We start from the raw sequence: 20,357 nt of genomic DNA, 5'->3' as shown, positions 1-20,357 counted from the left end.
GAGTGACCGCATCATCGTGGCTGCTGGTGGCCCTGCCTGGCCTCGGCGCCCTGATCCTCCTGCTGGCGGGGAAGCGTTCGAAGGCCTGGGGGCATCTGCTCGGTACGGCCACCGTCACGCTCGCCTTCGTCTGGGGCCTGATCACGTTCTTCACCGCCGACACCGGCGCCACGACGGACACCAAGCTGTACTCGTGGATCCCGGCCGGCGCGCTGCAGATCGACTTCGGGCTCCGGATCGACGCGCTGTCGCTGACGTTCGTGCTGCTCATCACCGGCGTCGGCATGCTGATCCACTTCTACTCGATCGGCTACATGGCCGACGACGAGGGCCGGTACCGCTTCTTCGCGTACCTGAACCTCTTCGTCGCCTCGATGCTGATCCTGGTGCTGGGCAACAGCTTCGTGACGCTCTACCTGGGCTGGGAGGGCGTGGGTCTCGCGTCCTACCTGCTCATCGGCTGGTACCAGGGCCGCCCGTCCGCCGCGACCGCGGCGAAGAAGGCGTTCCTGATGAACCGCGTCGGCGACGTCGGGCTCGCGCTGGCGATCTTCATCATGTTCAAGTACGCGGGCTCGACCGGTTACGCGCAGGTCTTCCAGGCGGTCGGCGACGGCAAGTTCTCGCCGGCGGCGATCACCGCGATGGCGATCTTCCTGTTGCTGGGCGCCTGCGGTAAGTCCGGCCAGTTCCCGCTGCAGGCCTGGCTCCCGGACGCGATGGAGGGCCCGACCCCGGTCTCGGCCCTCATCCACGCGGCGACGATGGTCACCGCGGGCGTCTACCTCGTGGCCCGCTCGAAGGACATCTTCAACGCCACCGAGGACGGCAGGCTGATCGTCACGCTCGTCGGCACGGTGACCCTGCTGCTCGGGTGCATCATCGGCTGCGCGTACGACGACATCAAGAAGGTCCTCGCCTACTCCACGGTCAGCCAGATCGGCTACATGATGCTGGCGGTCGGGCTCGGGCCCATCGCGTACGCGCTCGGCATCATGCACCTGGTCGCGCACGGCTTCTTCAAGGCCGGGCTCTTCCTCGGGGCCGGGTCGGTCATGCACGGCATGAACGACGAGGTCGACATGCGGAAGTTCGGCGGCCTCTGGAAGAAGATGAAGATCACCACGATCACCTTCGGCCTCGGCTACCTGGCCCTGATCGGCATCCCGCCGCTGTCGGGCTTCTTCACCAAGGACGCGATCATCGAGGCGGCCTTCAGCCAGGGCGGCTGGCGTGGCTGGGTGATGGGCGGCGCGGCCCTGCTGGGCGCCGGCCTCACCGCCTTCTACATGACCCGCCTGATGATGATGACCTTCTTCGGCAAGGAGCGCTGGAAGGACCTCAAGTCCTCCGACGGCCGCGACTTCCACCCGCACGAGTCCAAGGCGATCATGTGGGCCCCGATGGCGATCCTGGCGGTCGGCTCGGTCGGCGCCGGTTTCTTCTTCTCCCAGGGTGAGCGTTTCGCCCACTGGCTGACCCCCTCGGTCGGCGAACTGGTGGAGGAACACAACTCGCCGCTCGGCGCCGGCGTGATCTCCGCCGCGGCGATCGTGTTCTCGCTGCTGGGTGTGCTGATCGGGTGGCTGATCTTCCGCCGGCCGGTCCCGGTCGAGCGGCCGGAGCGGGTCTCGTTCGTCACCCGCGCCGCGCGCAAGGACCTGTACGGCAACACGCTCAACGAAACCCTGGTCGCCCGCCCGGGCACCTGGCTCTCGCGGGCGCTGGTGTTCGTCGACAACCGCGGGGTCGACGGCGCGGTCAACGGCCTCGCCGCCTCGCTCGGCGGCGGCTCCGGCCGGCTGCGGCGGCTGCAGACCGGCTTCGTCCGGTCGTACGCGCTGTCGATGCTCGGCGGCACGTTCCTGCTTCTGGCGGCTCTCCTGCTGGTGAGGTTCTCCTGATGACCTGGTTGCTGATCCTCATCCTGGTGCCGCTGGTCGGCGCCGGAGTGCTGGCGTTCCTCAAGGGGAACGACCGCTCCGCGGTGCTGGCCGCGCTGGCGTTCTCGATCCTCGAGTTCCTGCTGATCATCCCGTTCTGGCTCAGCTACTCGCCTTCGGGCGCGCGGCTGCAGATGACGTCGAGCTTCGACTGGATCCCGAGCTTCGGCGTCCACATCGCGTTCGGCACCGACGGCATCTCGCTGATCATGATCGCGGTGATCGCGCTGCTGGTGCCGATCGTCGTCGGCGGCCTCGGCACGATGGACAAGCTCCCGCCCGGCCGCAGCGCCGGCGGGTTCCTGTCGCTGATCCTGCTGCAGGAGGCGCTCACGATCGGCGTCTTCGCCGCGACCGACGTCTTCCTCTTCTACGTGCTGTTCGAGATCATGCTGATCCCGATGTACTTCCTCATCGGCGGGTACGGCGGCGCGAACCGGCAGTACGCGGCGGTGAAGTTCTTCCTCTACTCCTTCCTCGGCGGCCTGATCATGCTGGCGTCGGCGATCGGGGCGTACTCGCTCTCGGTGGAGAAGAACGGGCACGGCACCTTCGACTGGGCCACGCTGGTCACGGTCGTCCGCGACGCGCCGCTGTCCACCCAGATCTGGCTGTTCCTCGGGTTCTTCCTGGCGTTCGCGATCAAGGCGCCGCTGGTGCCGTTCCACACCTGGCTGCCGGACGCGGCGGGGGAGGCGCCGATCGGCGTCGCCGTCCTGCTGGTCGGTGTGCTGGACAAGGTCGGCACGTTCGGCTTCCTGCGTTACTGCCTGCCGATGTTCCCGGACGCGAGCAAGACCCTGGCGCCGCTGGTGCTGGTGCTTTCGGTGATCGGTGTCCTCTATGGATCGATCCTCGCCGCGGGCCAGCGGGACATGAAGCGGTTCATCGCCTACGTCTCGATCGCGCACTTCGGGTTCATCTCGCTGGGCATCTTCGCGTTCAACGAGCAGGCGATGATCGGCTCGGCGACGTACATGCTCAACCACAGCCTCGCGACCGGCATGCTGATCGTGGTGATCGGCCTGGTCATCGCGCGCGGCGGGTCGTCGAAGATCTCGGACTACGGCGGCATGGCGAAGGTGACCCCGCTGCTGGCGGGCCTGTTCCTCCTCGCCGGGCTGTCCACGTTGTCCCTGCCGGGCACCAACTCGTTCGTCTCCGAGTTCCTGGTGCTCATCGGGTCCTATGTGGACCAGCCGGTGTACACGATCCTCGCGACGGTCGGCATGGTCCTGGCCGCGGCCTACGTGCTGTGGCTCTACCAGCGCGTGATGCAGGGCCCGGTCCGCGGTGACGCCCTCGTGGGCGTCGGCGGGGGACCGGGCACGGCGATCGCGCCGGAGCTGGGCGCGAAGAAGGCCATCCGCGACCTGAACGGCCGTGAGATCGCGATCCTCGCGCCGCTGGTCGTGCTGATCATCGTCCTCGGCTTCTACCCGAAGCCGGTGCTCGACACAGTCACCCCGACGGTGCAGCAGACGCTGTCCGCGGTTCAGGGAGGCAAGTAACCGTGCTCGACATCCTCCTGGCCCAGGCACCGGAGCCACCGGTGCAGGTGCCGTCGGTGAACTACGGCGCCGTGCTGCCGGTGCTGATCATCTTCGGCGCGGCGTGCGTGAGCGTGCTCGTCGAGGCGTTCGCGTCGAAGCGCTCGCGGTTCGGCGTGCAGGTCGTGCTGAGCCTGGCGGCGATCGTCGTGGCCGGCGTCTTCCTGATCACCTACGCGATCGGCTCGCCGTCCACCGGCGTCACGACGTTCAGCGGCGCGATCTCGGTCGACAAGCCGGCGCTGTTCCTCTGGGGCACGCTGCTCGCCCTGGCGGTCGGCGCGGTGCTGCTGATCTCCGACCGCGTGGTCGAGCCGGGCGGCGCGCTGGTCGCGCAGGCCGGCATCCGCCCGGGCACGGTCCAGGACCGCGCCCAGACGGCGACGGTCATGCAGACCGAGGTGTTCCCGCTGACGCTGTTCGCGCTCGGCGGCATGATGGCGTTCTGCGCGGCGAACGACCTGCTGACGATGTTCATCGCGCTGGAAGTGCTTTCGCTGCCGCTGTACCTGATGTGCGGCCTCGCGCGGCGCCGGCGTCTCCTCTCCCAGGAGGCGGCGGTCAAGTACTTCCTGCTGGGCGCGTTCTCCTCGGCGTTCTTCCTTTATGGACTCGCGCTGCTGTACGGCTACGCGAACTCCGTGAAGCTGGGCGACATCGCGGCGGCGGCGGCCGGTTCGGACCGTTCGGACACACTGCTGTTCGCCGGCCTCGGCCTGCTGGTGGTCGGCCTGCTGTTCAAGGGGTCGGTCGGCCCGTTCCACACCTGGACCCCGGACGTCTACCAGGGCGCGCCGACCCCGGTGACGGCGTTCATGGCGGCGTGCACGAAGGTCGCGGCGTTCGGCGGGATTCTCCGCGTGCTGTCGGTGGCGTTCGGTTCGACTTCGTGGGAATGGCGCGGAGTGCTGTGGGGTGTGGCGATCATTTCGATGGTGATCGGCGCGATCCTCGGCCTGACCCAGACCGACGTCAAGCGCATGATCGCGTACTCGTCGATCGCCCACGCGGGCTTCCTGCTGATCGGCGCGATCTCGATGACGTCGGAAGGCCTGTCCAGCACGCTCTTTTACCTGCTGTCGTACGGCTTCACGACGCTGGCGGCGTTCGGCGTGATCAGCCTGGTCCGCGATTCCTCGGGCGAGGCAACACACCTCTCGGCGTGGGCGGGGCTGGCGAAGCGGTCACCGTTGCTGGCGGCGGTGTTCACGTTCCTGTTGCTGGCGTTGGCGGGAATTCCGTTGACATCGGGGTTCGTGGGCAAGTTCGTCGTGTTCTCGGCGGCGCTGTCGGACGGAATGGCCCCGCTGGTGGTGGTGGCCCTGGTGTTCAGCGCGGTGGCGGCGTTCTTCTACCTGCGCGTGATCGTGTTGATGTACTTCTCGGAGCCGGCGGCCGAAGGCCCGTCGGTCTCGGTCCCGGGCTTCGGCACGGGAACGGCGATCTTCCTCGGCACGGCGGTCACGCTGGTGCTGGGCCTGGTGCCGGCGTTCGCCCTGTCTTGGGCCGGGGCGGGCGGTTTCGCTCTCTGAGCTTGTTTTAGGGGGCCGTCGCTCTTCGGAGCGGCGGCCCCTTTTTAGTGCAGTTTTTGGCTCAGCAGGACGGGTTCCCCGGGCACAACGCTGATGTACCCGTCGGCGAGGGTGAAGCCCACGCGCCCGGCGTCGAGGTCGAGATAACTGAGGGTCTTGTCCCCGGCGTACAGCTGCCCGATGCCGTGGTAGGGCTGAGCGAAGAGGGCATCGAGCTCCTGCGCTTCCCGGCTGCGCGCGGGGGCGTCGTCGAAGATGTCGCTCTCCTCGGCCTTTTCGAAGTCTTCCTGAGGGAGCGAGAAGGGCCTGATGCCGGCCGCGGGGTAGCCGGGCAGGGCGCCGACAAGAGCGTCGACGGGCCGGGTGTCGGCGGAGACCCCGGCGAGTTCAATCCGTTCACCCCGGCAGACCACGGAGACGGCGGTCCGCCCACTCGCAGCGACGAGAATCCCGATCTGCCCGGTTGTGTCCCGGGCGTAGCCGAAGAACTCCCGCGCGGGCCGCGTGATGAGGTGCAGGACGTCTTCGAATTCGGGCGTGAAGCCGTCGCCCTGGGTGAACCCGTATTCGCTGAGCTCCTCGAAGGCCTGGCGGTTCACCGCGGTTTTGCTGCTCGGCGGGATGTACCGAAGCCCGTGGGCGAAGACGGGATGCGGGTCCCCGCAGCCGATCTGGCGCATGGCCGTGAGCAGGGTGTTCAGCGAGAATTCGGCGTTGAGCATTTATTTCTTGTTCCGGCTCTCCCCGATCACCGGCGGCATCGGCTTTTCGGGGAAACCGCCGAAGGTCTCGTCGGGATCGGGGTTTTGGAGGTAGGGGGCTTTTTTCTTTTCGCGGTCTTCGTCTTTGCCGCCGCGGCCGGCGCCGAGGGGGCCGCCCATGGGCATGCCGTTGGCGCCGCGGGGACCGGCGGTGCCGCGAGTGGTGGGGCCGTTGCGTTCTTCGGGGAGGCGGGCGCCGGAGTTGGGTCCTGGGCCGCGCATTCCTTGGCCTGGCCCTGTTCCCGGCCCTGTTCCTGGTCGGTATCCGGTGCTTGGGTTCGCTCCGGTGCCGTATCCGCCCGTGCCGGGCCCGAAGCCACCGCCGGAGTAGCCACCGGTCCCGGGCCCGAAGGCGTTGTTCCCGCCGAGGTTGCTGATGGGCTGCCCGGTGGGCCCGAACTCATAGCCGCCTTGCGCGACCGGAGGCATGACGGGCTTGGGAACGTAGCTGTCGGCGTGGGTGTTGTCCCCACCGGTGTTCCCGGGCTGCTGGACCTGGTTTTGTCCCTGGTTCGGGTTGGGGATCTGGTGCTGATTCTGATTCTGCAGCTGGTTCTGAACCTGATTCTGTCCGGGTTGGACGGTCTGCCGATTCTGCTGCACGGGAACCTGAGGCTGCCGCGGATTGCGCGCCCACTCACCGGTATCGGTGGTCCCGCTGGTCTTCTTCGGCGTGTCGTCAGCCATGGAGACGGGCGCACCGGAGTCACGGAGCTGGGCGTACTGAGCGGGCATCTGCCCGCCATTGGCCGAGCTGGCAGAGTGATAGGCGCTGAAGGCGTCGATGTTGGCCTGACTATCGGCCTGCCAGCCGGCGACCTTGGAGTTGTAGGAGCCCCAGCCCTTGTTGCTGATGGCATCGACAACATCAGCAGCAGTCAACTCAGGCGCAGCGGGGGCCACGGGTTTGACGGAGTTCTTGGCGGTCCCGAAGGCATCCATCTGAGCCCCAACAGCGGTCCGCGCATTCGCAAGATGAACAGCATCATCAGCAGCGGCCTGCACGAGGGGAAGGGTGGCATCAGCAGCAGAGTCCCCAGCGCGCCCCTGCCAGCCGGCCATGGTCTTGGCCCGGAGGGCACTGATCCGTTGGGCCCGTTCAACCATCCGAGTGGTCAAGTGGTCAGCACTTTCCTGCGCGGTCCCGAGCGACTGGGTGCCTTTCCCGCCCGTGATCTGCTCGTAGATCTCAGCGGCGGTCAGCAGTCCTTCGTCGACCATCAGTTCACCTTCCGGAGGTTTCCCAGCACCTTCGCCGCGACGTCATGGGCAGCAGCACAGGGATCCTTCTTGCCGATGTTGGACTCCGAAAGTGAGACAGCGATGTCGACCTGCTGCGTGTCGCTCGTGCCCAAGGCCAGCAGGCACCGGCCCTTTGTGTTTCGTTCGTCGACCGTGCCGAATGCCACGGTGGGGTAACCGTCGATCGGGTCGAGCGGCTCGAACAGCGAATACACGGTGCCCTTCGACTGGTAAATCCCGGTCAAACCCAGCTGGGTCTTCTTGAAGTAGGTAACTCCGACGCCGGCCTGGGAAACAGCGGGGACGTCCCAGTTGCACGTGGGCCCGGCCTCGTCATCGACGACCGGTTTGGCGGTCACGCCCGAGCCGAGCAACTCCTGGCTCTCCGCGGAAGTCAGGGAGTCGCAAGGAGCCTGTTGAAAGTGGCTGACGTCGAGCGGGGTCTCCACCTTGGGCACGCCGGGCGCGGGCACATTCTGAGAGGGCGAGTCAGGTGAGTTCGACTGACCCACAGAACTCTCGGACGGTGATGCGGTGCCGTCCGTGGTTGCGGTACAACCGGTGAGGGCAAGTAGCGACGCGCAGATCGGGAAGAAGATGCGGCGCATCAGAGCGTGCCTCCGGTCTGCTTGATGTCGGAGCTGTAAGTGTCTTCGGCCTTGGCGTACTTGCCCAGAGCGGTCTCGAACTTCTTGGCCATTGCCCGGCAGTAGCGCTCGCGTTCTTCGAGCGTCTCCAGCAAGGCCCGACCGGAGATCTGTATCTGTTTTGCATTTCCCCTGCTCGCGTACTCGAGCCCGGGTCCTTCAGTTTGTGCCAGCAGTTCTGCTCGTCGCTGATCGTTGCGGAACTCGTTCGCCAGGTCGTTCCACTCCCGAACCAGCTCATGCAGCGTCGCCTCGTCGTACTGGAACCCCGGCCCCCCACTGGACTCCACCCCATACGAACCCGCCACCGGAACCCCATTCGGTCCCGGAAGCTCCCAATCCCCGCTCGGGTCGTAAACCGGTGGTTCAGGCACCGTGCATCACCGATACCGCAGTCGTCATCAGCTCTCCCCTGGCTCGCAGTGTGCTCCCTCCCGAGCACCCTGCGTATCCGACGGCGAAAACCTTACCAGGGTTCCCCCACCCGAAATCCCGAAACAGCACGAGGGCCGCGGCCCCCTCGGCCGCGGCCCTCGGTCACCCCTACGGGGTCGGTGAGCAGGACGTATGCCCCAGCACCACCTGCCCACTGATCCCCGACGCCGGCAGGAAGTCGATCTTCAACATCGTCAGCCCGATGCTCCCGTCCCCGGGAAGGTTCTGCGTGTTGAACACCGCGTTCGCCAGCACCGTGCCGTTGGACTTCTTGATCGGCGCCACGTACCCGACCGGCACCGGGCTCGGCGGGTTCGGGATCCCGGACATTCCGCCGTATGTCCAGCTCGCGTTCGTCTGCGTCTGCGTTGCCGTGCACGTCACCTTGAAGCTCGACAGTTTGATGCGCGCGCCGCCCGCGCTGACCAGGGCCGAGAGCTCGAAGTTCTTGCCCGTTGCCGTCGAGGTCGTCGATGTCGCGTCCGTGTTCGGGTCCGTCACCGTCGTTGTGCACGACGACGTGCCGCCGCCGAACGTGATGCCCGTTTTGGTCACCGACTGGGCCGTGGCCGTCGTCGGGCCGTCGAGGGCGCACTTGCCCTGGACCGGGACCTTGATCGTCGTGCCGCTCTTGGTGAACTCGGCGGAGCCGATCTGGGCCACGCCCGGCTGGGGCGCCGCCTGGGCCGGGGCCGCGGTCACCGCGATGCCGGCCACCATCAGTGTTCCGGCGAGCGCGGCCCGCCTCGCGAGGGTGTTGCGCATTTCGCGTCCTCCTTGCCGACCGGGGAGAGCCACGCTCTTCCTCGAGCTGAATATCCGCCCGCCGGAGACGTCCGTTGCGCCCGAAACCGCTGATCACCCCTTCGTGGATCATGAACCACCCAGTGGATAATCCCTTCGGTATCCGGATACAGGTCTGTATCTTGACGCGCATGCCGACCTACCGCGTCCTCGCCCGGGGCAAGTTCGACCACCCCACCCAGGCAACGCGCGCGAAACTCCTCGCCGCCCTCGACACCGGAGACGACCTGGCCGGACAGCTCTTCAGCGAAGCCGGCACGCTCACCTACAGTCACCATCTCGGCGGCTTCAGCTTCCGGGTCACCGTCGAGGTCGCTGCTGGTGACGGCGCCACCCAGGCAGCGCACGACCAGGCGGAGCTCGCGGCCATGGAACTGCTGGAGCGCGAGGGCTACCCGTACCGCGATCTGACCGTCAGCTCCACGTGCCTGGACGACGTCCGGGCCAGGCGCCGGTGAGGTGTCATGTTCGTCACCGTTTCCGCAGGACAGCGGGTAAACGACAGCGCGGGGTAACCACTACGCTCAAGGGACAACCCGACCGGTGCACGAGTAGAGCGGAGCCGACGTGTCTGTGCCTTCCCCAGCCCCCGGGGCGGGATCCCTCCCCGCTGCGCCGGGTGGCGCCCTCGAGGACCTGCGCGCGTCCGTCGGCCTGCAGATCGACGACGAAGCCCTGCTGCGCGCGATCGCCGGCGGGCTGGCCGAGGTCGAGAAGCTGCTGCGCGACGTCGTCCGCAGTGACGTCCAGGCCGTCAACGACGCCGCGTTGCACCTGGTCGAAGCCGGGGGCAAACGCTTCCGTCCGCTGTTCACCCTGCTCGCCGCGCAGTTCGGCCCGAAGCAGGACGACCACGTGGTGATCGCCGCCGCCGCGGTCGAGCTGGTGCACCTCGCCACGCTCTACCACGACGACGTCATGGACGAGGCGGACATGCGGCGCGGCGCCGAGAGCGTCAACTCCCGCTGGGACAACACCATCGCCATCCTCACCGGCGACTTCCTCTTCGCGCACGCCTCCCGCCTGGTCGCCGACCTCGGCACGGACGCCGCGCGGATCATCGCCGAGACCTTCGGCGAGCTCGTCACCGGCCAGATGCGCGAGACCGTCGGCCCCGGCCCGGGTGACGACGCCGTCGCGCACTACCTCACCGTGATCGGCCAGAAGACCGGTTCGCTGATCGCCACCTCCGGCCGGTTCGGCGGGATGATGTCCGGCGCGGCCGAGGAGCACATCGGGGCGCTGCGGCGCTTCGGCGACATCATCGGCGCCGCCTTCCAGATCTCCGACGACATCATCGACATCGCGTCGCCGTCGGACGAGCTCGGCAAGGCGCAGGGCACCGACCTGCGCGAAGGAGTCCGGACGCTGCCGATGCTCTACGCGCTCGCCGACCCGGGCACCGACCCCCGGCTGGTCGAGCTGCTCTCGGGCCCGATCGCCGACGACGCCGTCGTCCAGGAGGCGCTGGAGCTGCTCCGGGCGAGCAGTGGACTCGAACGAGCACGCGTCACCCTTTCCGACTACGCTCGTCGCGCGCGAGCCGAGCTCGCCGCGTTGCCCGCGTCACCCGCCCGGGACGCGTGTGAGTCGGTCGCCGACTACCTGGTCGCGCGCACGCACTAAACAGGGGCAGGGATAGATGTCCATATTCGGACAGGTTTGGCTGTGGAGCCTCGCCGCGTTCTTCGTCGGAGTCCTCCTCACCTGGCTGGTGCTGGTGCTGCCGCTCCGCAAGAGCGTCCGCAAACTGGAGAGCTCGCTGGCGCAGGCGCACGCCGACGCCGCGCGCACCCCCGCGAACGCCGCCGGGCTGGCCGCGCCGGGCACCGAGGTCTTCGCACGGCCCGAGCCGCGGCCGGAGCCGGAGCCCTCGCGCCAGGAGACCTCCTACCCGGGCACGCTGGTCGCCGCGCCGCCGATGAGCCGCGGCGACGTCCACGACGACATCGACGAGGACTTCGCCGAGCTGGACTCGCGGGTGCCGCCGGGGACGCTGCCGGAGCCCGAAGAGGCCTACCGGCCGGAACCCGAGCCGGAGCCCGAAGCGGACGACCCGTACCGCTCGGCGGCGACGCAGTTCCTGTCCCCGGTCGGCGAAGCGGTCGAGCCGGACGCCGACCCGTACCCGTCCGCGGTGACGGAGTACCTGGTCCCCGACGAGGAGCCCGAGCCCGAGACGCCCGCGCTTTCGCGGCTGGAGCAGCAGCTCGAACCGGACAGCACGGCGGGCTCGCTGTTCCAGCCCCCGCCGGGGGAGTCGCACGCGCCCGATCCGGACTGGTTCGACCACGAGCCGCCGGCCGAGCGGTCGGCGTTCGAGGAGCCGATGGAGCGCACGCGGTACATCGGTGAGCACCCCGGTTCGGCGCGGCACGCGGAGCCGGAAGACGACGAGGACGAAGAAGAGACGCCGCAGTACGCCTTCGCCGGAGATGACGCGGCCACCGGCGGCGAGCTGGACGTGCCGCCGGAGACTCCGGCCGAGGCGACGCAGGTGCTGCCGAAGCGGCAGCCGCGGGGTGCGGTGCGGGGCGGGTTCGACGCACCGCAACCGATCCAGCCGTCGATGCGCACGGTCGAGCGGCGCGAGCCCGACCTGGCCGGCGCGCACAGCGGCTCGCTGTTCGAGCCGTCCGTGCAGCCGAACCAGGCGGCGGTCTCGGCCCCCGAGCCGCCGCCGGCCCGGCAGACGGCGGGCGACGCGGTGCCGCCCGGCCCGTTCGGCCCGGGCTCGGCGATGCCGCGCCCCGGCGGCGGAGCGCCGAGCGACGGCTTCGTGGTGAAGGCGAGCGTCACGGCGTTGCGGTACTGCACCGAGGAATCCGCGCAGTTCCCGAAGATGGTGGCCGAGGTGTGGTTCCGCACCGCCGAGGACGCCGAGCGGGTCGGGTTCCGGCCGATCACCTGAGTTTCCCCGACCCAGGGCCGCCTTCGGGCGGCCCTTCGTCGTTTCAGGCCGCTTGGAACAGGACCATGGCCGCGCCGCCGGGATCGGTGACCACCACGAGCGAGCCGACCGGCAGATCGGTGCGCTCGCGCACGACCTTTCCGCCCAGCTCCACGGCTTTCGCGGCCGCGGAGTCCACATCGGACACCGGCGCGTAGGGCAGCCACTGCGGCGCGCGGCCGTCGTCCGGCGTCAGTTCGGTCAGGCCGCCCCACGGCGTGCCGTTGTCGGTCAGCAGGGCGCCGGACGACTGCCAGCCGAGCAGCTCGCCGAAGAACCGCTTGGTGCCGGCCACATCGGCGGTCCGGACGTCGAAGAACACAAAAGGTCGCATGACCCAAAACTTAGGACACTTGTCCCAAATCTGGCAACCCCGGAAACACCGAAGGCCGCCACGCGCTGGGCGTGGCGGCCTTCGGAGCAGCGTGGAACTACGCGACCGTCCAGGTGTCCTTGCCGCGCAGCAGGCCCTGCAGGTCGGGCGTGCGGGCCGCACGGGCCTGCTCGACCTGGGCGCGGGCGCCGTCGTCGTAGGTCGGGCGCTCGACCTGGCGGAGGATGCCCGTCGGGACGTGGTTCAGGCTCTGGTCACCCAGGCGCGAGAGCGCGAACGCGTACGACGTGTCGGCGATCGACGGGTCGTGCACCACGACGTTGTCCTCGCCGATGTCGGCGACCTTTCCGACGTCCAGACCGCCCCAGTCGCCGCGCTTGACGCCGAACTCCTGGTTGGGGCCGAAGCGGATCGGCTCGCCGGCCTGCAGCGGGATCAGCCGGGCGGCGGCCTCGTCGGCGTCCTTGAGGACGTCGAACGCGCCGTCGTTGAAGATCGGGCAGTTCTGGTAGATCTCCACCAGCGCCGACCCGCGGTGCTGCGCCGCGGCCTGCAGGACCTCGGTGAGGCCCTTGCGGTCGGAGTCCATCGCGCGGCCCACGAACGACGCCTCGGCGCCGATCGCCAGCGACAGCGGGTTGAACGGCGTGTCCACCGAACCCATCGGGGTCGACTTGGTGACCATGCCCTGCCCCGACGTCGGGGAGTACTGGCCCTTGGTCAGCCCGTAGATCCGGTTGTTGAACAGCAGGATCTTGATGTTCACGTTGCGCCGCAGCGCGTGGATCAGGTGGTTGCCGCCGATGGACAGCGCGTCGCCGTCGCCGGTGACGACCCACACCGACAGGTCCGGGCGCGTGGTGGCCAGGCCGGTCGCGATCGACGGCGCGCGGCCGTGGATCGAGTGCATGCCGTAGGTGTTCAGGTAGTACGGGAAGCGCGACGAGCACCCGATGCCCGAGATGAACACGATGTTCTCGCGCTTGAGGCCGAGCGTCGGCAGGAACGACTGGACCGCGTTCAGCACGACGTAGTCACCGCAGCCGGGGCACCAGCGGACTTCCTGGTCGGACTTGTAGTCCTTGGCCTTCTGCGGCTCTTCGGTGGTGGGCACGAGATCCAGACCGCCCAGTGCGGGCAGCCCCAAGTCGGTCGCAGTCACTTCGCCGCCTCCATAACGCCGGTGATGATCTCCGAGAACACGTTCTGCAGCTCTTCGGCCTTGAACGCCATCCCGGCGACCTTGGTGTGCGAGTGGACGTCCACGAGGTACTTCGCCCGCAGCAGCAGCGAGAGCTGGCCCAGGTTCATCTCCGGCACCACGACCTTGTCGTAGCTGCGCAGGATGTCGCCGAGGTTGCCCGGCAGCGGGTTGAGGTGCCGCAGGTGGGCCTGCGCGATCGGCATGCCGAGCTTGCGCACGCGCCGGCAGGCCGCGCCGATCGGGCCGAACGACGAACCCCAGCCCAGCGCCAGCACGCGGGCCTTGCCGCCGCTCGGGTCGTCGACGACGAGGTCCGGGACGTCGATGCCGTCGATCTTGGCCTGCCGCAGGCGAACCATCTTCTCGTGGTTGTCCGGGTCGTAGGAGATGTGTCCGGTCTTGTCGGCCTTCTCCAGCCCGCCGATGCGGTGCTGCAGCCCGGGCGTGCCCGGGATCGCCCACGCGCGGGCGAGGGTCTCGGGGTCGCGCACGTACGGCCAGAACTCGCCGGAGTCGTTGTCCGCGTTGGGTTCCGACGCGAACTCGACGCGCAGGTCCGGCAGCTTCTCGACGTCCGGGATCAGCCACGGCTCGGAGCCGTTGGCGATCGCGCCGTCCGAGAGCAGCAGCACCGGCGTGCGGTACTTCAGCGCGATCCGGGTGGCCTCGACGGCCGCGTCGAAGCAGTCGGCCGGGGAGAGCGGCGCGACGATCGGCACCGGCGACTCGCCGTTGCGGCCGAACATCGCCTGCAGCAGGTCGGCCTGCTCGGTCTTGGTCGGCAGGCCGGTGGACGGACCGCCGCGCTGGACGTCGACGACGACCAGCGGCAGCTCCACCATCACGCCGAGGCCGACGGCTTCGGACTTCAGCGCGACACCCGGCCCGGAGGTCGAGGTGACGCCGAGCGCGCCGCCGTAGGACGCGCCGAGCGCGGCGCCGATGCCGGCGATCTCGTCCTCGGCCTGGAGCGTGATGATGCCGAAGTTCTTGTGCTTGGACAGCTCGTGGAGGATGTCCGACGCCGGTGTGATCGGGTACGTGCCGAGCAGGATCTGCAGGCCCGAGCGCTGCCCGGCGGCCACCAGCCCGTAGGCGAGCGCGGTGTTGCCGGTGATCTGCCGGTAGGTGCCCTGGGCGAGCTTGGCCGGCGCGACCTCGAACGTCGTCGCGAACGACTCGGTGGTCTCGCCGTAGTTCCACCCCGCGCGGAAGGCCAGGATGTTCGCCTCGGCGATGTCCGGCTTCTTCGCGAACTTCTCGCGCAGGAACCGCTCGGTGCCCTCGGTCGGCCGGTGGTACATCCAGGACAGCAGGCCGAGGGCGAACATGTTCTTGCAGCGCTCGGCGTCCTTCTTGCCGAGGCCGGTCTCGGCAAGCGCGCCCTGGGTCAGCGTCGACATGGCGACCCGGTGCACCTGGAAGGGGCTGAGCGTGTCGTCGTCGAGCGGGTCGGTGGCGTACCCGACCTTGGTGAGGTTGCGCTTGATGAAGTCGTCGGTGTTCAGGATGATCGTGCCGCCGTGCGGGACGTCGGCCAGGTTGGCCTTGAGCGCGGCGGGGTTCATCGCGACGAGGACGTCCGGGCGGTCGCCGGGGGTGAGGATGTCGTAGTCGGCGAAGTGCACCTGGAAGCTCGAGACGCCGGGGATGGTGCCCTGGGGCGCACGGATCTCGGCGGGGAAGTTCGGCATGGTCGACAGGTCGTTGCCGAACGCGGCGGCTTCGGACGTGAAGCGGTCACCGGTCAGCTGCATGCCGTCACCGGAGTCGCCCGCGAACCGGATGACGACCCGGTCCAGCTTGCTGACCTCGGTGGGCCTGGTAGCGGCGAGCGAGCCGTCACCAGCGCCGTTGCCGTTCGCACTCGTGCTCATGGGTCAGGGATTCCCTCTCTCCCGACGTTGCGGCCTTCGTTCGCCCGCCCGGTGTCGTGACAGGCCGATCACCAGGCCCTACCACGAGGTTAGCTCGCGCACGACCTCGATGTTCCTAGACTCCCGGCTTGCCGGCGACCTCATCTGTGCGCTTGCCGGTTCCTCTGCGCTGGTCCGGCAATTACCTGTAACCGATGGTAACGGGCAAAGTGCAGGGCACGCTGTGACACGTGTCTCGGGGAGAGTGTCCACCCGCTGGGATTCAGGCCCGGGACCGGATCCGCGCCCGCATCGCTTCGAGCCGTTCGGCGAACTCGGGCGAGGCCAGCGACGCCAGCTGCGGCTCGATTTCGACGTCCACGGCGTCGGCGTGCGCGGCCAGCGAAGCGGTCTTCCGGAGGCTGCGCTTGGTGGCCAGGAGAGCCTCTCGCGGAGCGGCGACGGCGGGCGCCGCGAGCTCCCGCGCCGCGGCCACGACGTCGCCGTCGACGACGCGCAGCGCCAGCCCGGCGCGGACCGCCTCCTCGGCGTCGAGCGACTGGCCGAACAACGTCATGGCGGCGGCCTGCTGCGGCCCGGCGAGCCGCTGCGTCATCCAGGTCATGCCGCCGCCGGGGTGCAGGCCGAGCTCGAGGAACCGGGCGACGAACTTCGCGCGCGGCCCGGCCAGCCGCACGTCGGCGGCGAGGGCGAGGTTCAGCCCGGCGCCGACGGCCGCCCCGCCGACCGCGGCGATCGTCGGCAGCGCACACCGGGCGACGGCAAGGAAGCCTTCGTAGATGGCGCGCAGGCCGCGTTCGTCGGCTTCACCCAGCGCGGACAGGTCGGCCCCGGCGCAGAAGGCGGGCGGCGTGCCGGTGACGACGACGGCGTGGACTTCGGTGTCGCGCTCCGCGGCTTCGACAGCGGCCGCGAGCTGCGCGGACAGGTCGAGGGTGAGCGCGTTACGGCTGCCGGGCGCGTCGATGGTGAGCAGGGCGATGCCGGATTCGTGCTCGCTGACGATGCGGTCGGTCATCGGTCCAGGGTATGGGTGGAGGCATGGGGGAACTTCTCGGTGTCCTGGTCAAGGGAATCATCGTGCTGGCGGGCAACGCGCTGACGGTGGTCGACACTTCGGAGCTGTTCGGTGGCCGCCGCCGTCGCGCCCGGCGGAAGGCTTTCGAGAGCGGCTCGCGGGTGGAGTTCCCGTGCGTGCTGCGGGACCCGGAGCTGACGGAGGGGCGCACGCGGCGGGGCTGGGTGGCGGTCGGCGGTGGGGTGGCGGAGTGGCGGGTGCCGGGTGGGGAGCCGGTGGTGTTCGAGCCTGGTGAGTTGACGATGCAGGCGGTTGATCGGCAGGCGGTGACGTTCCAGGCGGGTGCGACCGAGCTGCGGGTGCATCCGGACGAGGCGCCGTTGGTGTTGCGGGGGCTGGCGGGGTGAGGCGTCAGCTCTCCGGCGTCGGCGGGCGTTCCAGCAGCCGGGAGAGCACCACCGTCGACACCGTGCGGTCCACGATCTCCAGCCCGCGCAGCCGCTCCAGCGCCGTCTCCAGGTGGTGGATGTCCGCCGCGCGGAGGTGGACGATCGCGTCCGCCGCGCCGGACACCGTGTACGCCGCCACCACCTCCGGCAGCGGCTCGAGGCGCGCGCGGATGCGGGCCGGCGTGATGTTGCCCTGGCACGTGACCTCGACGAACGCCTCCGTGCCCCAGCCGAGCGCCTCCGGGTCGACCACCGCCGTGAACCCGCGGAGGATGCCCGTTTCGAGGAGCCGGTCGACCCGCCGTTTCACCGCCGGGGCGGACAGGCCGACGACCTTGCCGATCTCCGCGTAGCTCGATCGGGCGTTCGCCACGAGGCACGAAACGATTCGCTGGTCGATGGTGTTCACACGCAACATTTAGCACAGATGCGCGCAGCGAACAGCGATTGATTGCGAGTTTAGGTGCCCCTTACCCTGCAATCATGCAGGCGATGCGTGTACCGACCACCCGTCGATACTTGATGTGTTCCCCGCGGCACTTCGCGGTGGACTACGTGATCAACCCCTGGATGGACCCGACCCAGCCGGTCAGCGCCGACGTCGCCGTCGCGCAGTGGACCGAGCTGCGCGACACCTACCGCCGCCTCGGCCACACCGTCGAGGAGATCGAGCCCCAGCCCGGCCTGCCCGACATGGTCTTCGCCGCGAACTCCGGCACGGTCGTCGACGGCCGCGTCCTCGGCTCGCGGTTCCGCGCGCCGCAGCGCGCCGCGGAGGCCGAGCACTTCCGCCGCTGGTTCGTCGAGCACGGCTACCGCGACATCACCATGCCGGAGAAGATCAACGAGGCCGAGGGCGACTTCGCCTGGACCGGCTCGGTGCTGCTGGCCGGCACCGGCTTCCGCACCGACCCGGCCGCGCACGCCGAGGCGCAGGAGGTCCTCGGGGTCCCGGTCGTCTCGCTGAACCTGACCGACCCGCGCTACTACCACCTCGACACGGCGCTGTTCGTGCTCGCCGAGGCCACGGACACCACCCGCGCGCAGATCGTCTACTACCCGGACGCGTTCTCGGCGGGAACACGCCGCGTGCTCGAGCGGCTGTTCCCGGACGCCGTGCAAGCGACCGCCGCCGACGCCGAGTGCTTCGGGTTGAACGGCGTTTCCGACGGCCGCAATGTCGTGCTGCCCGTCGAGGCCACCCGGCTGGGTGAGCTCCTCGCCGACCGCGGGTACGAGCCCGTCTACGTCGACATCTCCGAGCTGCGGAAAGCCGGCGGCGGCCCGAAGTGCTGCACGCTGGAAATCCGGAAGGGCTGAATTTCCGGAAAAACTGTAACTCACCCGTTTGCCACCGCGATTAATCGAGGTAACAAAGCGACTACTCGCGGTGGCAGGCGGTGGGAGAGGTGACGGTGAACCTCGCCGTGCACGGGATCGGCCGTCCGGCTCGCCCGCTCGACCCCGGTGAGGACGAGCGCTGGGTGACGGTCGAGCAGTTCGAGCGCGTACTGGACGCGGTCGAGGGGGAGGACGTCCACCTGACCTTCGACGACGGCAACGAGTCCGACGTCGAGATCGTGCTGCCGCGCCTGGTCGACCGCGGCCTGACGGCGGAGTTCTTCCCCTTGGCGGGCCGCCTCGGCCAGCGCGGCTACCTCGACCGCGACGGCCTGCGCGAGCTGGTCCGGGCGGGCATGGAGATCGGTTCGCACGGCTGGGAGCCGAGGGACTGGCGCCGCCTCGACGACCGTCACGCCCGCCGCGAGCTGACGGACGCGCCGAAGCTCCTGGGGGATCTGTGCGGCCGGCCGGTGGAGCGGTTTTCGCTGCCGTTCGGGGCGTACGACCGGCGGGTCCTGGCGCGGCTCAAGCAGGCGGGGGCAACGCGGGTGTACACGAGCGACGGCGGCGAGGCCCATCGCGACGGGTGGCTTCAGGGGCGCACCGAGGTCCGGCACGACCTGGACGGCGAGTGGCTGGATGGCGTGCTCGCCGGGGGACGGCGGCGGGGGAGCTGGGTGGAGCGGTTGTTTCGGCGGGGTGGCCGCTAGCCGGGGTGGTGCGGCTGGGGTGCGCGCGTGGTCGGGGGATGCTGCGTTCACTGTCGGACGTGCCCGGAGTGGCCGCGGCGGCTCGTGCGCGGCTTGGCGGCCGCGGGTGGCTCGCCGAGTACCTCCGGCGGCTCGCGGGTCGGCTGCCGGGAACCACCCGCCGTCAGTACCGTCGCGAACGGGCCGCCCACACTACGCCCCGTGAATCCGCTAAGACCGTTTTGACCGTTCCTCTGCTCATCAGCCGGTTTCCCGGTGGCCGGAACACGGTCCAGACCAATTTAACGCTGCCGCACCCACTGAGCAGCCTTTTCGTCAAGACCGGCCGCATGATGGGAAATTCCCGCACCGCAAGGTCTTGAACCGCCCCCTCCCCGGGTGCATCCTGAGTGCCTCGCCGCCGTAAGGAAAGTTTCCTAACTAAAGGGAGCAACCAGGAATGCGGAAACTGATCCTGCTCGCGACCATGGCGCTGGCCGCGGCCGTGATGCCCTCGGCGCTCGCCTCAGCGGCCCCGGCGCCCGCCTCGGTCCAGGCCCAGCCGGCCCAGACCGTCGCCGCTGCCCCCACCGCGGCTCAGCTGCTCGCCAAGACGAACAGCTGCAAGCAGATCTCCAACGGCAAGTACAAGACCGACGAGGACGTCTCGGCCAAGACCGTCGCCGTCTGTGATGCCAATGGTGCCGTCTTCTGGAAAGCCGACATGGACATCGACTGCGACGGCCAGCGCTCGACGCAGTGCAACGAGGACACCGACTGCTGCTACCAGGACGACACCGCCTTCCACCAGTCGGACGGCAAGCCGCTCAACGCCGCGAAGCTGCCCTACATCGTCGTGCCGAGCTCGAGCAGCATCTGGAAGTACTCCTCCTCGCAGCTGAAGGGCGGCGGCTCCTGCGCCGTGATCTACAACGGGAAGGTCGAGTACACCGTCATCGGGGACACCGGCCCGACGCAGATCATCGGTGAGGCCTCCTACGCGACCGCGAAGGACCTCGGCATCAACCCCGACCCGTCCAACGGCGGCACGGACTCCGGTGTGACCTACATCTGCTTCAAGAACTCCACCGTCTCGCCGATCGAGAACCACTCCGCCGCGATCAGCAAGGGTGAGGGCCTCGCCACCACGTTCGTCAACAACAACTGACACACGCATTCCGGGGCCGATCCGTTCAAGACGCGGATCGGCCCCGGCTGCTGTCCTGGGGGCATGAGCCAAGAACTGCTGAAACGCCGGGCGCGACGCCGTCGAGCTGTACGAGCGGCTCTGCGAGACCGACGGCGTCCGGCACGACCCCTGCGTGCTCGACACCTTCATGTCGGCGGTCGACCAGGCGGACGGCGCGCCGCCGCGGCCGTGGTGGACCTACACCCCCGAACGGAAACGGCTTTACGAAAGCCGCTGACGAAAACCGCGCCGAGCGTGTTGCCCGCCCACGGCCAAGTTGCAATTCGAGACCCGATTTTTACGCGAAAACCGTTACGCCTAACGGCCTCCTCACGCTTTACCTCGTTCGCCGCGCCCCCGGTAACGATCCAGGGGGCCCCGCCGACCAA

Annotated in this window: 20 protein-coding genes and 1 pseudogene; 11 read left to right on the top strand and 10 right to left on the bottom strand. The window is 69.0% G+C overall.

Features of this window, described 5'->3' with window-relative positions:
* The first annotated feature begins 2 nt into the window (after window positions 1-2).
* The 3 genes from nuoL to nuoN are packed head-to-tail and all read left to right on the top strand — an operon-like array spanning window position 3 to window position 5,025.
* On the top strand, window positions 3-1,904 hold the full coding sequence (nuoL, locus tag ACZ63J_RS12740; protein WP_465403521.1) for an NADH-quinone oxidoreductase subunit L: 1,902 nt from the start codon (window positions 3-5) through the stop codon (window positions 1,902-1,904).
* On the top strand, window positions 1,904-3,454 hold the full coding sequence (locus ACZ63J_RS12735) for an NADH-quinone oxidoreductase subunit M (RefSeq protein WP_465336046.1): 1,551 nt from the start codon (window positions 1,904-1,906) through the stop codon (window positions 3,452-3,454). The genes nuoL and ACZ63J_RS12735 overlap by 1 nt, the downstream gene beginning before the upstream one ends.
* Window positions 3,455-3,456: 2 nt before the next feature.
* Entirely contained in the window at window positions 3,457-5,025 is a 1,569-nt protein-coding gene (nuoN, locus tag ACZ63J_RS12730) for an NADH-quinone oxidoreductase subunit NuoN (RefSeq protein WP_465336045.1), read from the top strand.
* A 44-nt stretch (window positions 5,026-5,069) separates the two neighbouring features.
* Here nuoN and ACZ63J_RS12725 read toward each other — a convergent pair whose 3' ends face one another.
* The 5 genes from ACZ63J_RS12725 to ACZ63J_RS12705 form a co-directional block, all read right to left on the bottom strand.
* Window positions 5,070-5,747: an ESX secretion-associated protein EspG gene (locus ACZ63J_RS12725; RefSeq protein WP_465403523.1), complete on the bottom strand. Its 678-nt coding sequence runs from the start codon at window positions 5,745-5,747 to the stop codon at window positions 5,070-5,072.
* Window positions 5,748-7,007, bottom strand: a complete 1,260-nt coding sequence (locus ACZ63J_RS12720) for a PPE domain-containing protein (protein ID WP_465403525.1) — start codon at window positions 7,005-7,007, stop codon at window positions 5,748-5,750. It lies immediately after the preceding gene.
* On the bottom strand, window positions 7,007-7,636 hold the full coding sequence (locus ACZ63J_RS12715; RefSeq protein ID WP_465403527.1) for a DUF3558 domain-containing protein: 630 nt from the start codon (window positions 7,634-7,636) through the stop codon (window positions 7,007-7,009). Before ACZ63J_RS12715 ends, ACZ63J_RS12720 begins: the two co-directional genes overlap by 1 nt.
* Entirely contained in the window at window positions 7,636-7,983 is a 348-nt protein-coding gene (locus ACZ63J_RS12710) for a hypothetical protein (protein ID WP_465403529.1), read from the bottom strand. Before ACZ63J_RS12710 ends, ACZ63J_RS12715 begins: the two co-directional genes overlap by 1 nt.
* Window positions 7,984-8,218: 235 nt before the next feature.
* Window positions 8,219-8,875, bottom strand: a complete 657-nt coding sequence (locus ACZ63J_RS12705; protein WP_465403531.1) for a hypothetical protein — start codon at window positions 8,873-8,875, stop codon at window positions 8,219-8,221.
* Between the two features lie 170 nt (window positions 8,876-9,045).
* Between ACZ63J_RS12705 and ACZ63J_RS12700 the strand changes: the two genes are divergently transcribed.
* From ACZ63J_RS12700 to ACZ63J_RS12690, 3 genes are all read left to right on the top strand, one after another.
* Window positions 9,046-9,372, top strand: a complete 327-nt coding sequence (locus ACZ63J_RS12700) for a DUF6204 family protein (RefSeq protein ID WP_465403532.1) — start codon at window positions 9,046-9,048, stop codon at window positions 9,370-9,372.
* Between the two features lie 115 nt (window positions 9,373-9,487).
* Window positions 9,488-10,540 carry a polyprenyl synthetase family protein gene (locus tag ACZ63J_RS12695; protein WP_465309405.1) on the top strand — a complete coding sequence of 351 codons (1,053 nt, stop codon included), beginning with the start codon at window positions 9,488-9,490 and terminating at the stop codon, window positions 10,538-10,540.
* 16 nt (window positions 10,541-10,556) lie between these two features.
* Window positions 10,557-11,825, top strand: coding sequence for a sunset domain-containing protein (locus ACZ63J_RS12690; protein ID WP_465439461.1), 1,269 nt, complete (start codon window positions 10,557-10,559; stop codon window positions 11,823-11,825).
* A 43-nt stretch (window positions 11,826-11,868) separates the two neighbouring features.
* On the opposite strand, the gene ACZ63J_RS12685 is transcribed toward ACZ63J_RS12690, so the two are convergent.
* The 4 genes from ACZ63J_RS12685 to ACZ63J_RS12670 form a co-directional block, all read right to left on the bottom strand.
* Window positions 11,869-12,198, bottom strand: a complete 330-nt coding sequence (locus ACZ63J_RS12685; protein WP_465439459.1) for a VOC family protein — start codon at window positions 12,196-12,198, stop codon at window positions 11,869-11,871.
* Between the two features lie 97 nt (window positions 12,199-12,295).
* On the bottom strand, window positions 12,296-13,360 hold the full coding sequence (locus tag ACZ63J_RS12680) for a 2-oxoacid:ferredoxin oxidoreductase subunit beta (protein ID WP_465336036.1): 1,065 nt from the start codon (window positions 13,358-13,360) through the stop codon (window positions 12,296-12,298).
* Window positions 13,357-15,279 (bottom strand): 2-oxoacid:acceptor oxidoreductase subunit alpha, encoded by a 1,923-nt coding sequence (locus ACZ63J_RS12675; RefSeq protein WP_465439457.1) that lies wholly within the window; start codon window positions 15,277-15,279, stop codon window positions 13,357-13,359. Before ACZ63J_RS12675 ends, ACZ63J_RS12680 begins: the two co-directional genes overlap by 4 nt.
* Before the next feature lie 262 nt (window positions 15,280-15,541).
* Window positions 15,542-16,297, bottom strand: coding sequence for an enoyl-CoA hydratase (locus tag ACZ63J_RS12670; protein ID WP_465439455.1), 756 nt, complete (start codon window positions 16,295-16,297; stop codon window positions 15,542-15,544).
* Window positions 16,298-16,320: 23 nt separating this feature from the next.
* Here ACZ63J_RS12670 and ACZ63J_RS12665 point away from each other — a divergent pair, with 23 nt between their 5' ends.
* A complete protein-coding gene (locus ACZ63J_RS12665; RefSeq protein ID WP_465439453.1) occupies window positions 16,321-16,704 on the top strand; it encodes a hypothetical protein in 384 nt (127 codons plus the stop codon).
* 4 nt (window positions 16,705-16,708) lie between these two features.
* Here ACZ63J_RS12665 and ACZ63J_RS12660 read toward each other — a convergent pair whose 3' ends face one another.
* The gene (locus tag ACZ63J_RS12660) at window positions 16,709-17,155 is read right to left on the bottom strand and encodes an Lrp/AsnC family transcriptional regulator (RefSeq protein ID WP_155548792.1); all 447 of its coding nucleotides are present in this window, start codon (window positions 17,153-17,155) and stop codon (window positions 16,709-16,711) included.
* A gap of 83 nt (window positions 17,156-17,238) precedes the next feature.
* Here ACZ63J_RS12660 and ddaH point away from each other — a divergent pair, with 83 nt between their 5' ends.
* The 4 genes and pseudogenes from ddaH to ACZ63J_RS12640 form a co-directional block, all read left to right on the top strand.
* Window positions 17,239-18,066, top strand: coding sequence for a dimethylargininase (gene ddaH, locus ACZ63J_RS12655; RefSeq protein ID WP_465439521.1), 828 nt, complete (start codon window positions 17,239-17,241; stop codon window positions 18,064-18,066).
* 80 nt (window positions 18,067-18,146) lie between these two features.
* Window positions 18,147-18,800, top strand: coding sequence for a polysaccharide deacetylase family protein (locus ACZ63J_RS12650; protein WP_465403544.1), 654 nt, complete (start codon window positions 18,147-18,149; stop codon window positions 18,798-18,800).
* Between the two features lie 439 nt (window positions 18,801-19,239).
* Entirely contained in the window at window positions 19,240-19,947 is a 708-nt protein-coding gene (locus tag ACZ63J_RS12645; RefSeq protein ID WP_465439451.1) for a glycoside hydrolase family 75 protein, read from the top strand.
* A gap of 100 nt (window positions 19,948-20,047) precedes the next feature.
* Window positions 20,048-20,206: pseudogene (locus tag ACZ63J_RS12640) on the top strand (helix-hairpin-helix domain-containing protein); the annotation flags it as partial.
* Window positions 20,207-20,357: the final 151 nt, after the last annotated feature.

The sequence above is a fragment of the Amycolatopsis sp. NPDC104863 genome (assembly GCF_055582965.1).
The sequence above is the reverse complement of the archived record's forward strand: the minus strand, read 5'-3'. Positions and strand labels throughout refer to the sequence as shown.